The organism is Streptomyces sp. NPDC005963 (assembly GCF_040638655.1).
Classification (GTDB): domain Bacteria; phylum Actinomycetota; class Actinomycetes; order Streptomycetales; family Streptomycetaceae; genus Streptomyces.
The window spans coordinates 177,708-192,701 of sequence record NZ_JBEXVD010000007.1; the positions used below are offsets into that span (position 1 = coordinate 177,708).

The 14,994-nt window shown below is 70.8% G+C and carries 10 protein-coding genes and 1 riboswitch; of the genes, 2 read left to right on the top strand and 8 right to left on the bottom strand.

The features are described 5' to 3' along the window. Positions 1-118: 118 nt before the first annotated feature. The 3 genes from ABZ348_RS13560 to ABZ348_RS13570 are packed head-to-tail and all read right to left on the bottom strand — an operon-like array spanning position 119 to position 4,927. A complete protein-coding gene (locus ABZ348_RS13560; RefSeq protein ID WP_358932484.1) occupies positions 119-1,321 on the bottom strand; it encodes a nucleotide pyrophosphatase/phosphodiesterase family protein in 1,203 nt (400 codons plus the stop codon). Continuing rightward, positions 1,321-1,932 carry a DUF5998 family protein gene (locus ABZ348_RS13565; protein WP_358932486.1) on the bottom strand — a complete coding sequence of 204 codons (612 nt, stop codon included), beginning with the start codon at positions 1,930-1,932 and terminating at the stop codon, positions 1,321-1,323. The genes ABZ348_RS13560 and ABZ348_RS13565 overlap by 1 nt, the downstream gene beginning before the upstream one ends. Positions 1,933-1,978: 46 nt before the next feature. Then, positions 1,979-4,927: a GNAT family N-acetyltransferase gene (locus ABZ348_RS13570; RefSeq protein ID WP_358932488.1), complete on the bottom strand. Its 2,949-nt coding sequence runs from the start codon at positions 4,925-4,927 to the stop codon at positions 1,979-1,981. Positions 4,928-5,286: 359 nt separating this feature from the next. Between ABZ348_RS13570 and ABZ348_RS13575 the strand changes: the two genes are divergently transcribed. Further along, entirely contained in the window at positions 5,287-5,568 is a 282-nt protein-coding gene (locus tag ABZ348_RS13575; RefSeq protein ID WP_358932490.1) for an HPr family phosphocarrier protein, read from the top strand. Between the two features lie 157 nt (positions 5,569-5,725). Here ABZ348_RS13575 and ABZ348_RS13580 read toward each other — a convergent pair whose 3' ends face one another. The 3 genes from ABZ348_RS13580 to ABZ348_RS13590 all read right to left on the bottom strand — a co-directional run bounded on the left by ABZ348_RS13580 (position 5,726) and on the right by ABZ348_RS13590 (position 9,803). Beyond that, complete coding sequence (locus tag ABZ348_RS13580; protein WP_358932492.1) at positions 5,726-6,631, bottom strand: M23 family metallopeptidase; 906 nt, start codon at positions 6,629-6,631, stop codon at positions 5,726-5,728. Positions 6,632-6,643: 12 nt separating this feature from the next. Next, a riboswitch (cyclic di-AMP (ydaO/yuaA leader) is annotated at positions 6,644-6,806 on the bottom strand. Positions 6,807-7,053: 247 nt separating this feature from the next. Continuing rightward, on the bottom strand, positions 7,054-8,421 hold the full coding sequence (locus ABZ348_RS13585; RefSeq protein WP_358932608.1) for a pitrilysin family protein: 1,368 nt from the start codon (positions 8,419-8,421) through the stop codon (positions 7,054-7,056). Positions 8,422-8,447: 26 nt separating this feature from the next. Continuing rightward, a complete protein-coding gene (locus ABZ348_RS13590) occupies positions 8,448-9,803 on the bottom strand; it encodes a pitrilysin family protein (RefSeq protein ID WP_358932610.1) in 1,356 nt (451 codons plus the stop codon). Positions 9,804-9,979: 176 nt separating this feature from the next. Here ABZ348_RS13590 and ABZ348_RS13595 point away from each other — a divergent pair, with 176 nt between their 5' ends. Continuing rightward, positions 9,980-12,430, top strand: a complete 2,451-nt coding sequence (locus ABZ348_RS13595; protein WP_358932494.1) for a DNA topoisomerase IV subunit A — start codon at positions 9,980-9,982, stop codon at positions 12,428-12,430. 102 nt (positions 12,431-12,532) lie between these two features. On the opposite strand, the gene ABZ348_RS13600 is transcribed toward ABZ348_RS13595, so the two are convergent. Both ABZ348_RS13600 and ABZ348_RS13605 read right to left on the bottom strand, forming a co-directional pair. Beyond that, positions 12,533-13,759, bottom strand: coding sequence for a CobW family GTP-binding protein (locus tag ABZ348_RS13600; protein WP_358932496.1), 1,227 nt, complete (start codon positions 13,757-13,759; stop codon positions 12,533-12,535). A 10-nt stretch (positions 13,760-13,769) separates the two neighbouring features. Then, the gene (locus ABZ348_RS13605; protein ID WP_358932497.1) at positions 13,770-14,951 is read right to left on the bottom strand and encodes a citrate synthase; all 1,182 of its coding nucleotides are present in this window, start codon (positions 14,949-14,951) and stop codon (positions 13,770-13,772) included. Positions 14,952-14,994: the final 43 nt, after the last annotated feature.

Consider the following 14,994-nt stretch of genomic DNA (forward strand, 5'->3'; position numbering starts at 1 on the left):
GGGCCTTTCAGGTCGGTGCGGCGACGGTCGCGCCACCGGGGCGATGTGTTGGCTATGTGTTGGCGATGAGTCGGTGATCAGGGAAGAACACGATCTCGTGCGGGAGGTCGGTACGAGGTCAGGGGCGGACTTCGAGGAGGGGCACCAGTTGTTCGGTGGCGGTCATCGAACCGTGCATCCCCACCATCGCCGACTCGTTCGGCTCGTTGACGGATGCGGTGATCGCCACGTCGGCGCAGGCCGCGGCCACGACATCGCCGATACGGCCGGTCACCCGCTCGTCGACCCTGGGCCCGAACCAGCCCGCGGCCACGGCCTCTTCGCGGCTCGCGACCCAGAATCGGTCGCCGAGCACCTCGCGCCAGACGGCCAGTACGTCCGACTGGGCTCCGGGGACCGCGTACACATGGCGGGCGCGGCCCTCCCCGCCCAGCAGGGCGACGCCGGCGCGCAACTCCCAGTCCTCGTCGAAGTCGATGCGGGACTCTTCGTCGAAGGGGATGTCGATCATGCCGTGGTCGGCGGTGACGTAGAGCGCAGAGCGCGGGGGCAGTTGCTCCGCGAGGCGCTGGACCAGCCGGTCGACGTACATGAGTTGGCCGCGCCAGGCATCGGAGTCGATGCCGAAGCGATGCCCCTTGCCGTCGACTTCGCTGTAGTACGTGTAGACCAGGGAGCGATCGGCCGCGCCCAACTGCTCGGCGGCCAGATCCATCCGTTCCTCGGCACTGAGCCGGCCGTGGAACGTGCCGCCGCTGAGGGCGATCTCGGTGAGTGGGGTGTGCTCGAATATGGGGGACGAGACCTGGGCGGTGTGCACACCGGCCTCGTGCGCGCGCTGGAAGACGGTGGGGTACGGCTGCCAGCAGCGCGGATCGGTGTACGGCTTCCAACGCAGCTGGTTCATCAGCCGACCGCTCGCGGGGTCCCGGACCATGTATCCGGGCAGCCCGTGGAGGCCCGGCGCGAGGCCGGTGCCCACCGAGGCGAGGGACGTCGCGGTCGTCGCCGGGAACCCGACGGTGATGGGCTGGCCGGTGGCGCCCCGTGAGCTGGCGAGCAGCGAGGTGAGGTAGGGGGCCTCGTCCGGATGGTCCTTGATCTGCTGCCAGCCGAGGCCGTCGATCAGGAAGACGCAGTTACGGTCGGCGGGGGTGAGCTCGGCCATCAGCCGCTCATATCCGGCAACGCCCTGACCTGCGACGAGCGTGGGGAGGAGATCGGCGAGCGAGGCACGGCCGTACGCGGGGACGGGTGCCGTGCCGACGGCGAGCGGCGCCGGGTCATCGGGCCAGGCGGACTGGGGCGTGGACAGCACCATCAGCGGCCGGTCGCCCGGCCGGGGGTGGACACCGTGGCGGCGGTCGCCTCGGACAGGGCCTGGGCGAAGACCAGGGTCTGTCGGACGGTGTCGGGGCCGTCGCCCGCTTCGCTGACGCGCAGGCTCAGGTCGTCGGCGGTGGAGTTGCCCGTGTAGCCGTGGTCGGCCTCGCAGTTGGGGTCGCCGCAGGCGGCGGGCTCCAGGTCGAGGCGGGCGACCGCGCCCCAGCCGATGGTCAGGACGACTTCGCGCGGCAGGGTGCCCGGCGTGTATGACTCGGGGTTCGCCACCACCCGGCTGACCACGACCGAGGAGATCCGGTCGAGTTTGACGGACTCGGTCGAGGTCGTCGCGTAGGGCGTGGGGGAGCTGGAGTCGGCCGTCTGCTCATCGGTGTGGCTGACGATGAAGCGGTGGCTCGTCAGGACGAGCACGGTGACGTGACGCCGTACTTCGTTGGCGTCGAAGGTGGTCTCCTGGTGCACCAGGTACGAGCTGATCTGCTCGCCGCCGACGGCGGCCTCCACCGCCTCGGCCACGAGAGCCGGGTAGTAGCCGCTGCGCTCGATTGCCGCGCGCAGCCCCTGGGTCGTCGTACCGGTCTTCGCCATGCGGTCCATCCTACGGGGCCAGTGGGGGGTCAAGCGTTCAGTCCGCTCAGTAGCTCGGGAGTCGACGTGGGCCCAGGTCAGTGAAGGCGGCGGGGGGCGCGAGCCGGACGGATGCCCCGAGCACAGAGAGACCATGCTGAGCCACAACGACGGGTTCAAGACTGATTCCGACCACTTCCGGGTGGTCATCGACAAGACGTGATACACGCAACAACAGCTGTTCCAGGGCCGCGGTGTCGACCGGGGCCGAACCGCGCCAGCCGAAAAGGAGCGGAGCAGTCCGGATTGTCCTGATCAGCTCGGCGGCATCGCGGTCGGTGACAGGGACGAGCCGGTGGGAGGTGTCGCCGAGGAGCTCGGATGCGGCGCCGGCGAGACCGAACGACAGCACCGCACCCACGGCGGGATCGATGACCGCACGCACGACCGTGTCCACGCCCCGGGGCGCCATCGCCTGTACGACGGGTTGCAGTTCGACGGGCTTGCCCAGCAGGGCGGTGAGCTCCCCGTACGCCTGCCGCAACTGGGTCTCGTTCGCTAGGTCGAGGCGCACGCCCCCGAGGTCGGGGCGGTGCCGCAGATGGGGGGCGGTGGTCTTGAGCGCCACCGGGTACCCGAGCCGCTCGGCCGCCGCGACCGCAGCGTCCGGCCCGGGTGCGGCGAGCGCACCCCGCACCTCGATTCCGTAGCGCGCGAGCAGCCGGTGGGCCTCGTCGGTCGGGAGCGTGGCCGCGGGGGCGTCCTCCGCGGCTCCGAGCAGATCATGGATCTGAGCCGCGGCACCGCTCTCGTCGATGTCGTCGTACGCCGGGACCTTGCCGGGCTCGGCCGCGTCCCGTCGCCACCTGGCGTAGGAAACGGCCTGGGACAGGGCCCGTACGGCACGTTCCGCGGCGGGGTAGGTGGGGATGCGACGACCGGGGGCGGGCGCTGACTCGGCGGGCCGGTCCGTCGTGGAGCCCGGGGCACCCACGGCAGGACCCTGCCGATCCAGGCCGGCCGTCCCGTTGCCCTCCCGGGGCGCCGTGTCCGGCACGGGTTCGCCCTCGGGTGGCGCGGGCGGCTGCGGCTGTGGGGGGACCTGCCGAGCCTCGGCCGGGGGCTCGGGCCGGCGGCCCGTGGCCCGCGGCCGGACCGCCGCCAGTGCCGAGGAGAGGCCCCCGAGTTCCACATGGACCACGGCCACCGGTTTCGCCGGGGCCGACGCCGCCGCCTCGCGCAGCGCCGCCGCCAGGAACTCGGCATCGCCCGATCGGAGGTCTCCGTCATCCCCCACCCAGGGGATCGCCGTCACCACGACCGCATCGCAGCCGTCGTCCGCGAGGGCACGCGTGAGCGCGGCGCCGAAGTCGGCCGGGGTGGCCTCGGTGGTCAGGTCGAGCGGCGGCAGGGGGCGCAGCCCCTCGGTCAGACAGGCGTCGTAGGTCAGCAGCCCGAGGGACTCGGAGTTGCCCAGGATCGCGATCCTGGGGCCGGCGGGCAGTGGTTGGCCAGCCAGCAGGAGGCCCGCGTCAACGAGTTCGGTGACCGTGTCGACGCGGATCACGCCCGCCTGGCGCAGCAGCGCTCCGACGGCCGCGTCGGGGATGCGGGTGACGGGGACGGCGTGGCCGGGCGGCTCGCTGCCGCTGTGGCGCGCGCCCTTCACGACCACGACCGGTTTGACGGCGGCGGTGCGGCGGGCGAGCCGGGTGAACTTGCGCGGGTTGCCGATCGATTCGAGGTACAGCAGGACGACATCGGTCTCGGGGTCCTCGTACCAGTACTGGAGGAAGTCGTTCCCGGACACGTCCGCACGGTTGCCGGAGGAGATGAAGGTGGAGAGGCCGGCGCCGCGGCGGTGGAGGCCCGAGAGCAGGGCCATGCCGATCGCGCCGGACTGGGTGAACAGGCCGATGCGACCGGGGGCCGGGGAGTGCGGGGCGAGGGAGGCGTTGAGGCGTACGGCGTCGGCGGTGCTGATGATGCCGAAGGAGTTGGGGCCGATGATCCGCATCCCGTAGGAGCGGGCCTGTCGCACCAGGTCGCGCTGGCGGTCCCGGCCCTCGGGGCCGCTCTCGGCGTACCCCGCGGAGATCACGATGAGTCCGCGCACACCGTTCTCGCCGCAGTCGGCGACCACGTCGGGTACGTGTTCCGCGGGCACCGCGACGACGGCCAGATCGACTCCCCCGGCGGTTTCGGCGGCGATCTCGGCGACGGACCGGAAGGCGGGCACCCCGTCGACGTCACGCTGGTCGGGAGGGAAGGAACGGTTCACGGCATAGGTGCGGCCGGTGTAGCCGGAGGCGAGGAGGTTGCGCAGGACGGCCCGACCCACCCCGCCGATCGAGCGGCCGGTGCCGATCACGACGACCGATGCGGGTGCCAGCAGGCGCTGGACGGAACGGGCCTCCGCGCGCTGTTCGCGCGCCCGCTGCACGGCCAGGGACTCGGCGGTGGGTTCGAGGTCGAGCGTCAGATGGACGGAGCCGTCCTCGAAGCTGCGCTTCTGGGTGTAGCCCGCATCACGGAACACCTTGATCATCTTGGTGTTGGCCGGCAGCACCTCGGCCGCGAAACGGCGGACCCCCCGCTCCCGGGCCACCGCCGCGATGTGCTCCAGCAGGGCGGAGGCCACGCCCCGGCCCTGGTGTGCGTCCTGGACGAGGAACGCGACTTCCGCCTCGTCGGCGGGCGCGCTGGCGGGGCGCCCGCGGGCGTCGATGCGGTCATAGCGGACGGTGGCGATGAACTCGCCGCCGACGGTGACGGCGAGCCCCACCCGGTCCACGTAGTCGTGGTGGGTGAAGCGGTGCACGTCCTTGGCGGACAGCCGGGGGTAGGGGGCGAAGAAGCGGTAGTACTTGGATTCGTCCGAGACCTGTTCGTAGAAGCTGACCAGACGGTCCGCGTCCTCGGTGGTGATCGGTCTGATGCGCGCGGTGGCGCCGTCACGCAGCACCACATCCGCTTCCCAGTGATCGGGGTACGCGTGCTCGGGCGGGGTCTGCATGACGGCAGCCTAAAGCTCGCCGACGGATCGCGAGGGCTACCCGGCACACTCCGCGACGGCCGATCTTCGTCGGCGTGCGACCGGGAGCACAGGGAGCGGGTGGGGCGCGGGGCCCGTCCATGGACGGCCGTGGGAGTGGATTCGCAGGGCGCTGTCAGGTGGCCGGAGTGGGGATCCGGATATGGAATGGACCCTTCCGATGCGATGGAAGATCGACGTCCTTGGGGTGCGCGCGAGCGGCACCCACCACCCCGCCCCACCGACCCGGAGGGCACGCGCCACGGCTCCGGATACCGCCTCCGGCAGGGGGCAGCGTGAGAGACTGGTCTAGACAACCGTTGAACCCGAAGGGCAACACCATGGCTGAGCGCCGCGTCAACGTCGGCTGGGCCGAGGGCCTTCACGCCCGTCCCGCCTCCATCTTCGTCCGTGCCGCCACGGCCTCCGGCGTCCCCGTGACGATCGCCAAGGCCGATGACAACCCGGTCAACGCCGCCTCCATGCTCGCCGTCCTCGGACTGGGCGCACAGGGCGGCGAAGAGATCGTCCTCGCTTCGGACGCGCCCGGGGCCGACGAGGCGCTCGACCGGCTGGCGAAGCTGGTGGCCGAAGGTCTGGACGAACTTCCCGAGACGGTCTGACCCGAGCACGCTGACGCCGCGGCTCTCGACACTCCGTGCGGCCCGCCGGTGGGTCCATTGCCGGGCTTACCCGCCCCGGCAGCGCACCTCAATCCGCGGTGACCTTCGCCCGGCCGTCGTGCGGTGCAGGCCGTGCAGTGCAGGCCGTGCCGTGCGGTCAGATCTTCACACCGTGGGCACGCAGATACGCGAGCGGATTGACGTCCGACCCGTAGTCGGCGCTCGTCCGGGCCTCGAAGTGCAGATGCGCCCCCGTGGAGTTGCCCGTGGAGCCGGCGCGGCCGAGTTGGTCACCCGGCATCACGCTCCGCCCCACGGAGACGCTCAGCGAGGACAGGTGCCCGTACTGCGTGTACGAACCGTCGTTCATCTTGAGGACCACGTTGTAGCCGTACGCCCCGCCCCAGCCCGCCTCGACGACCGTCCCCGCGCCCACGGCCACCACCGGGGTGCCCGTGGAGGCGTGGAAGTCGATGCCGGAGTGGCTGCCGGACGACCACTGCGAGCCGCCCGCACGGTAGTCCGTGGTGACATGGGATCCGGCGATCGGCAGCCGGAAGGCGTTCAGCCGCTGGCGCTCCGCCTCACGGGCCGCGCGCTCCTTGGCCTCGCGTATCTCGTTGGCGCGGGCCTCCGCCTTGCGCCGGGCCTCGGCAGCCGCCTCCATCCGGGCCAGCGCCTCGCGCTTTTGGATGACGGCCTGGTCGGCGACCTCGTCCGACAGCGAGTGCGCGGACAGCATCTGCGCGGTCATGGTGTGCTGGGTCCTCGCCTGGACGACGGCGGAACCCGCTGAGCCGGTCACGCCCGCGTCCAGCGTCACCGGTGTGGCACCCGTGGAGGTCTCGCCCGTACCGTCTGCACCTTCTGCGGTGTCGGCGTCCGGCTTGGCGACCGATCCGGCGTCGGAGGCGAAGGAACCGTCATCGACGGCCAGGGCCGGACCGGCGAGGGTCCCGACGACTCCGGTGGTGGCGAGGGCCGCGGCGGAGGCGAATCCCGCACTCGTACGCGTCTTGCGGCCCGGGGCACGGTGTCTCCCGGTGGAACGGGCGAGCGCCATGAAGAGGCTGTTCCTTTCCTTCCTTCTCGCCTACCGGGTTAGCTGACGGGTTCGGAGCAGGAAGGTCTCCTACGAGCCCCTCCGCACAGTGGCGAAGGCACCCGATTCACCCCAAGGGACCTGGGTCCCCGGCTCCCCAGACTCACGTCTGACGGGGACTCGGCGATGGCTGTCCGTGCCGCGGATGCGGCGTACTGCCGGCGAACAGCCGCACTGACGCTAAGCCGACGGGCCGCCAGGCGCCAAACAGACCGGCTCTTTTGTTAATCACGCCACAGTCGAGACGGTGGCCTTCCCCGTAAAACGGACAGGTTTCCTGCCTGTTCGCAGCACCGCCGCCGAAGCGGCGAAGGGCCCCGACGACACACGGCCGCCGGGACCCTTCTTCCACACGCGGACCGGCTTCCGCCGGAAGCGGTCAATCAGCCCGACACCACGGTCACTTCGCCGATGCCGAGGGCGCGCACCGGCTCCTCGATCTGGGCGGCGTCACCGACGAGGACCGTGACGAGACGGTCCTCCGGGAAGGCGTTGACCACGGCGGCGGTCGCCTCCACGGTGCCCGTCTGGGCGAGCCGCCGATACAACTGGGCCTGGTAGTCGTCCGCGAGGTGCTGCTCCACCTGGTCGGCGAGGGTGCCCGCCACCGAAGCCGCGGTCTCGTACTTCAGCGGAGCGACACCCACCAGGTTCTGGACGGCGACATCGCGTTCGGTTTCCGTCAGGCCCTCGGCCGCGAGGGTGCGCAGCACCTTCCACAGGTCGTCGAGCGCCGGCCCGGTGTTGGGCGTGTCCACCGAACCGCTGATGCCCAGCAGGGACGCGCCCGTGCCGTCGGCGGTCGACCGCAGGACCTGGCCGAAGGCCCTGACGCCGTACGTGTAGCCCTTCTCCTCGCGCAGCACCCGGTCCAGTCGCGAGGTGAGCGTGCCGCCCAGGCAGTACGTCCCGAGGACCTGCGCCGGCCACACCCGGTCGTGCCGGTCCGCGCCGACCCGGCCGATGAGCAGTTGGGTCTGCACGGCACCCGGCCGGTCCACGATGACGACGCGCCCCCGGTCGTCACCGCTGATCGCAGGCACCGGTCGGGGCGCGCCGCTGTCGCCCGACCAATCGCCGAGGGTTTCGGCGAGGACGGCGTCGACGTCGACGTCGGTGAGGTCACCGACGACGACCGCGGTGGCGGTGGCGGGGCGCACATGCGCGTCGAAGAAGGCGCGTACGGCCGCGGAGTCGATCCGGGAGATCGTCTCCTCGGTGCCGAGCCGAGGACGCGACATCCGCAGCGTGGGCGGGAACAGCTGCTTGTACAGCTCCTTGGCGGCCCGTCGACCGGGGTTCGCCGTCTCGTGCGGGATCTCGTCCAGACGGTTGCGCACCAGCCGCTCGATCTCGCTGTCCGCGAACGCGGGCGCGCGCAGGGCCTCGGCCAACAGGCCCAGCGCCTTCAGCAGCCGGGACACGGGCACTTCCAGGGAGACCCGGACCCCGGCATGGTCCGCGTGGGCGTCCAGGGTGGCACCGCAGCGCTCCAACTCGGCGGCGAACTCCTCGGCCGAACGCTTGTCGGTGCCCTCCGAGAGGGCGCGCGCCATGATGGTGGCGACGCCGTCCAGGCCCTCGGGCTCGGCGTCCAGCGGTGCGTCGAGGGAGATCTCCACGGCCACGACCTGCTGGCCGGGACGGTGACAGCGCAGCACGGTCAGGCCGTTGGGCAGGCTCCCGCGGTCGGGAGCGGGGAAGGCCCAGGGCCTGGCCTCCCCCGGCTGGGGCTGCGGGTGGAACTCCATGGTGGTCAGCGCCTGCGCTGCATCGGTCACTGGTCCGCCCCCTCTTCTGCGTCGTTCTGCTCGTCCGCGGCGTCCTGCGTCGGGGCCGGCAGCGGTTCGTACACCAGCACCGCCCTGTTGTCCGGGCGCAGTCGGGCCTTGGCGATCGCCCGCACCTCGTCCGCGGTGACGCTCAGAACGCGGTCCACGGCCGTCAGCGCCAGTTGGGGGTCGCCGAAGAGCACCGCGTACCGGCAGAGTTCGTCGGCGCGGCCCGCGACGGTGGAGAGGCGGTCAAGCCACTCGCGCTCCAGCTGTGCCTGAGCGCGCTCCATCTCCTCGGGCGTGGGGCCCTCATCGCCGAAGCGCGCGAGCTCCTCGTCGACGGCGGACTCGATCTGCGGAACCTCCACTCCCCCGGAGGTCTTGACGTCCAGCCAGCCCAGGGACGGCGCCCCGGCCAGGCGCAGCAGCCCGAAGCCGGCCGCCACAGCCGTCTGGTCACGGCGCACCAGACGGTTGTGGAGCCGGGAGGACTCGCCGCCGCCGAGGACGGTCAGCGCGATGTCCACGGCGTCGCACTCGCGGGTGCCGTCGTGCGGCAGCCGGTAGGCGGCCATCAGCGCACGGGCGGGCACCTCCTCCTCGATGACCTCGCGCAGCTGGCGGCCGATGTTCTCCGGGAGGGAGCCGTCGCGTGGTGGCTGCTTGCCGTCGTGGGAGGCGATGGAACCGAAGTACTTCTCGATCCAGGCGAGGGTCTGCTCGGGGTCGATGTCCCCGACGACCGACAGGACCGCGTTGTTCGGCGCGTAGTACGTGCGGAAGAAGGCGCGGGCGTCCTCCAGGGTCGCCGCGTCCAGATCGGCCATGGAGCCGATGGGGGTGTGGTGGTACGGGTGGCCCTCGGGGTAGGCGAGGGCGGTCAGCCGTTCGAAGGCGGTGCCGTACGGGACGTTGTCGTAGCGCTGGCGGCGCTCGTTCTTCACGACGTCCCGCTGGTTCTCCATCGATTCGTCGTCGAGCGCGGCCAGCAGCGAGCCCATGCGGTCGGCCTCCAGCCAGAGCGCGAGCTCCAGCTGGTGCGTGGGCATGGTCTCGAAGTAGTTCGTGCGCTCGAAGCTCGTGGTGCCGTTCAGCGAACCGCCGGCACCCTGCACCAGCTCGAAGTGGCCGTTGCCGTGGACCTGCTTCGAGCCCTGGAACATCAAGTGCTCGAAGAGGTGGGCGAGGCCCGTGCGGCCCTTGACCTCGTGGCGCGAGCCGACGTCGTACCAGAGGCAGACCGCGGCGACCGGGGTCAGGTGGTCCTCGGAGAGCACCACCCGCAGGCCGTTGGCCAATCGGTGCTCCGTCGCTGTCAGGCCGCCCGAACCGGCCTGCGCTGTGGCCGTATGACCCATGGGCATGTACGTCCCTTCGATCGCGATGCTGTTGGTTGTCTTCGCAGCACTGCCACTGTATGCAAGCGGGCTGACACCTGGCGAAGTTCCCGGGTCGCGGTCGGCGTTGTCAGTGGGACGGTCCACAATGGTCGGCATCAGTTCCCGATCCGGTACGTGAAGGAGCAGCAGCCGCGATGGCCCGCCGCAGCACGAAAACCCCGCCGCCCGACGATTTCGAGGAGAAGATCCTCGATATCGACGTCGTCGACGAGATGCAGGGCTCCTTCCTTGAGTACGCCTATTCGGTGATCTACTCCCGTGCCCTGCCCGACGCCCGTGACGGAATGAAGCCGGTCCAGCGCCGGATCGTCTACCAGATGAACGAGATGGGGCTGCGCCCCGAGCGCGGCTATGTGAAGTGCGCCCGGGTCGTGGGCGAGGTGATGGGCAAGCTGCACCCGCACGGTGACGCGTCGATCTATGACGCGCTGGTGCGGATGGCCCAGCCGTTCTCGATGCGGGTGCCCCTGGTCGACGGCCACGGGAACTTCGGCTCGCTGGGCAATGACGACCCGCCCGCCGCCATGCGGTACACCGAATGCCGGATGGCCGACGCGACCTCGTTGATGACGGAGTCCATCGACGAGGACACCGTCGACTTCGCCCCGAACTACGACGGCCAGGAGCGCGAACCCGTCGCCCTTCCAGCCGCGTATCCGAACCTCCTGGTCAATGGCGCGTCCGGGATCGCGGTCGGCATGGCGACGAACATGCCGCCGCACAATCTGGGCGAGGTGATCGCCGCCGCCCGTCATCTCATCCGCTATCCGGGGGCCGATCTGGCCACGTTGATGCGTTTCGTCCCCGGCCCCGACCTGCCCACCGGCGGCCGGGTCGTGGGGCTGGCCGGCATCAAGGACGCGTACGCGACCGGTCGCGGCACCTTCAAGATCCGCGCCACGGCCACCGTCGAGGACGTCACGCCGCGCCGCAAGGGCCTGGTGATCACCGAGCTGCCCTTCACCGTGGGTCCCGAGAAGGTGATCTCCAAGATCAAGGACCTGGTGGGGGCGAAGAAGCTCCAGGGCATCGCGGACGTCAAGGACCTCACCGACCGCTCCCACGGGCTGCGTCTGGTGATCGAGATCAAGAACGGCTTCATCCCCGAGGCCGTGTTGGAACAGCTCTACAAGCTCACGCCGATGGAGGAGTCCTTCGGCATCAACAACGTGGCGCTGGTCGACGGCCAGCCGCTGACGCTGGGGCTGAAGGAGCTGCTTGAGGTCTATCTCGACCACCGGTTCACCGTGGTGCGCCGGCGCAGCGAGTTCCGGCGCACCAAGCGCCGTGACCGGCTGCATCTGGTCGAGGGCCTGTTGGTCGCCCTGCTCGACATCGACGAGGTCATCCGGCTGATCAGGTCCAGCGACAATTCGGCGCAGGCGAAGGAGCGGCTCATCGAGCACTTCTCGCTGTCCGAGATCCAGACGCAGTACATCCTGGACACTCCGCTGCGCCGGCTCACCCGGTTCGACCGGATCGAGCTGGAGAGCGAGCGGGACCGGCTGACCTCGGAGATCGAGGCGTTGACCGGCATCCTGGATTCGGACGCGGAGCTGCGCAAGCTGGTCTCCGGGGAATTGGCTGCCGTGGCCAAGAAGTTCGGCACCGAGCGGCGGACGGTCCTGTTGGAGTCGGGTGCCGCTCTGGTCGCGGCGGTGGCGCTGGAGGTCGCGGACGACCCCTGCCGCGTACTGCTCTCGTCGACGGGACTGCTCGCACGGACGGCGACGGGCGAGCCCCTGCCCGAGGACGGCGCCAGGCGTGCCAAGCACGACGTGATCGTTTCCGCGGTCCTGTCGACCGCCCGCAGCGATGTGGGTGTGGTCACCTCCAGCGGGCGGCTGCTACGGCTGTCGGTGATCGATCTGCCGCAGCTGCCGCATACGGCGAGTGCTCCGAATCTCTCCGGTGGTGCTCCGCTGGCGGAGTTCCTGTCCCTGGAGGCGGGCGAGACGGTGATCTGTCTGACCACCCTGGAGGAATCGTCGCCCGGGCTCGCGCTGGGCACCCTCCAGGGCGTGGTCAAGCGCGTCGTCCCGGACTATCCGGCGAACAAGGACGAGCTGGAGGTCATCTCCCTCAGGGACGGCGACCGGATCGTCGGGGGCGTCGAGTTGCGGACGGGCGAGGAGGACCTGGTCTTCATCAGCTCCGATGCCCAACTGCTGCGCTTCCCCGCCGCACAGGTGCGGCCCCAGGGGCGGGCGGCTGGCGGTATGGCCGGCATCAAGTTGACGGCGGACGCGCGGGTGATCTCGTTCACCGCGGTCGATCCGGCGGTGGACGCGGTGGTGTTCACCGCGGCCGGCTCGACCGGAGCGTTGGACGACTCGTTCACCTCGGCGAAGGTGACACCGTTCGACCAGTACCCGCGCAAGGGGCGGGCGACGGGCGGAGTGCGCTGTCAGCGTTTCCTCAAGGGCGAGGACGTGTTGCTGTTGGCCTGGGCCGGGGCGACTCCGGTCCGTGCGGCGCTGAAGACGGGCACGCCGACCGACCTGCCCGAGCCCGACCCGCGCCGGGACGGCTCGGGGACCCCGTTCGACGTGGCGGTGGCGGTGCTGGCAGGCCCACCGAGCTGACGCGCGTCCCGCGAAGGTCTCGTCGGCCCGCCTCGGGGGCGTGCCGACGAGACCTGACCGCGCAGCCCCCGGTAGAAGCCGTCGAGGGACGGCGCGAGGCGCCTAAGTCCCCTCGGTGGGGCCGGTCCAGGCGTACGGCTCCGTCTCGCCGTACCGGGCCGTCGTGCTCGCCGCCGATCCGTGGTCGGTGTCGTAGGTGTCGTGACTGTCATGGCTGTCATGGCTGTCGTCGCCGTGACGGCCGTCTTGGCCGTCCTCAGCGGGAGTCTGTACGAAGCGCAGCACGCCCCAGAGGCTGCGCTCGTCCGGCGCCGCGTCCAGTTCGTGGATGCGCGTGGACTCCAGATCTCCCAGCAGCCCCGGACCGTCGACGGCGGACCCGATGAGAACCAATTGGCTCCGCCGCTCCGCGTCCTGCGGCCAGGGTTCGGGATAGAACCGCAGGAACCGCCCGACGGCGTGCACGGCGTAGCGATTGCGGGGGTCCGCGGCCCCGAAGTCGATGAACCCCTTGATCCGGTAGAGCCCCTCGGGCCGGGTGTCGAGGAAGTCCAGCAGTCGCCGCGGATGCAGGGGCGCGCTGGAGGTGAAGGCGACGCTCTCGTACGAGGCGTGGAGGTGCTGGGCATCGCCACAGTCCGACTCCGCCCCCTCGCAGGGGCCGTCGTCGGACGACGGGTCCAGGAGGTCGTCGAAGGCGAGTTGGCCGACCCGTTCCGTGCTGGGCCTGCGGTCGAAGAACAGCTCCGGGTCGACCCTTCCGTAGCGGGCTTCGACCACGGCCGCGGAGCCCTGAAGGCCCTTGCGCAGCCGCTGGAGGGCAGCCGGGTCGACCCGGTCGGTCTTGTTGAGCACCACCAGGTCGGCGAGGGCGAGGTGCCGGTCGATCTCGGGGTGGCGCTCGCGCGTGGCCTCGTACTCGGCTGCGTCGACCACTTCCACGAGCCCGCCGTAGACCATGCGTTCGTTCCCGCTGGCGAGCAGCATCCGGACCAGTTCGGCAGGTTCGGCGAGCCCGCTGGCCTCAATGACGATCACATCGAGACGGGCGGTGGGCCGGGTGAGCTTGTCGAGGAAGACGTCGAGTTCGCTGGCGTCCACGGCGCAGCACAGACAGCCGTTGCCGAGCGAGACCGTGGAGTCGCCGAGTTGGCCGGCGACCGTCATGGCGTCGATCTCGATCGCCCCGAAGTCGTTGACGATCGCTCCGATGCGGGTGCCCCGGCTCGCGCGCAGCAGATGGTTGAGCAAGGTGGTCTTGCCCGACCCGAGGAAACCTGCGAGGACGATGACGGGGATCTGTCGGCTCGGATCGGGAAGCGAACTCACCTGGGGCCTCTCACGGGACGGGCACGGGCTGGGGCGGGGTCGGGCCCGCATAGCGGGCGGCCGGGCGGATGATCTTCGAGTCGGCCGCCTGCTCCAGGATATTGGCGCTCCAGCCGATCACCCGGGCCGAGCAGAACGTCGGGGTGAACATCGACCGGGGCAGTCCGCACAGCTCCATCACGACGCCGGCGTAGAACTCGACGTTCGTGTGCAGTTCGCGGCCCGGTTTGAGCTCGGCCAGGATCTCCTCCACCTCCGTCTCCATCTGCACGGCGAAGTCGACCAGCGGTCCGCCGAAGCCCTCGGCAATGGTGCGCAGCAGCTGCGAGCGCGGGTCCTGGGTGCGGTAGACGGGGTGGCCGAAGCCCATGATCCGCTCGCCCGCGATGACCCGTTCCCGAACCCAGGGGCGGATGCGGTCGGGGGTGCCGATGGCGTCCAAGGCGTCCAGGGCGCGGCTCGGTGCGCCGCCGTGCAGCGGTCCGGAGAGTGCGCCGATGGCGCCGGTGAGGCAGGCGACGACATCGGCTCCGGTGGAGGCGATGACCCGGCCCGTGAAGGTGGACGCGTTGAATCCGTGGTCGACGGTGGCGATGAGGTACTGCTCGATCGCCCGGGCCCGGCGGGGGTCGGGCTCGGTGCCGGTGAGCATGTACAGGTAGTTGGCGGCGTACGGCAGGTCGGTGCGGGGTTCGACGGGTGTCTGTCCCTGGCCCAGTCGGTACAGGGCCGTGAGCAGGGTGGGGACGACGGCGCACGCGGCCAGTGCGTCCGCGCGACGGTCCTCGGCGTCGAGGTCGTACACCGGGCGCAGTCCGGCCAGGGCCCCGAACATCGACAGGCCGGTGCGCAGTCCGGCGAGTGGCCCGGAGGGCGCGGTGGTGCGGGCGAGCACGGGCAGTGCGGCGCGCATCGGCTCGGGAAGGGCGCGCAGGGCGGCGGTACGGGCGAGGAACTCGGCGCGTTCGTCGGCGTCGGGCAGTCTTCCGTGCACCATCAGGTGCCAGACGTCCTCGAAGCTGCGGGTCGCGGCCAGTTCCACGGCGTCGTACTGGCGGTAGTGGTAGAAGCCCTCCCGGCCGCGGACGTCCCCGATGGCGGTGTCGGTGACGACGACGCCCGCGAGTCCACGCGGTACTGCGGGGGGTGTGGTCGCTTCGGTGGTGGTGTGCATGGTCTCCTCCTCAGACATGATTCGACTGTCCATGCTTGACTCAATCATTGTCAATATTGAT

Excerpts from the sequence above, each read along its gene's own strand:
- ABZ348_RS13560 (WP_358932484.1), bottom strand. The coding sequence starts at position 1,321 with ATGGTGCTGTCCACGCCCCAGTCCGCCTGGCCCGATGACCCGGCGCCG.
- ABZ348_RS13565 (WP_358932486.1), bottom strand. The coding sequence starts at position 1,932 with ATGGCGAAGACCGGTACGACGACCCAGGGGCTGCGCGCGGCAATCGAG.
- ABZ348_RS13570 (WP_358932488.1), bottom strand. The coding sequence starts at position 4,927 with ATGCAGACCCCGCCCGAGCACGCGTACCCCGATCACTGGGAAGCGGAT.
- ABZ348_RS13575 (WP_358932490.1), top strand. The coding sequence starts at position 5,287 with ATGGCTGAGCGCCGCGTCAACGTCGGCTGGGCCGAGGGCCTTCACGCC.
- ABZ348_RS13580 (WP_358932492.1), bottom strand. The coding sequence starts at position 6,631 with ATGGCGCTCGCCCGTTCCACCGGGAGACACCGTGCCCCGGGCCGCAAG.
- ABZ348_RS13585 (WP_358932608.1), bottom strand. The coding sequence starts at position 8,421 with ATGGAGTTCCACCCGCAGCCCCAGCCGGGGGAGGCCAGGCCCTGGGCC.
- ABZ348_RS13590 (WP_358932610.1), bottom strand. The coding sequence starts at position 9,803 with ATGGGTCATACGGCCACAGCGCAGGCCGGTTCGGGCGGCCTGACAGCG.
- ABZ348_RS13595 (WP_358932494.1), top strand. The coding sequence starts at position 9,980 with ATGGCCCGCCGCAGCACGAAAACCCCGCCGCCCGACGATTTCGAGGAG.
- ABZ348_RS13605 (WP_358932497.1), bottom strand. The coding sequence starts at position 14,951 with ATGTCTGAGGAGGAGACCATGCACACCACCACCGAAGCGACCACACCC.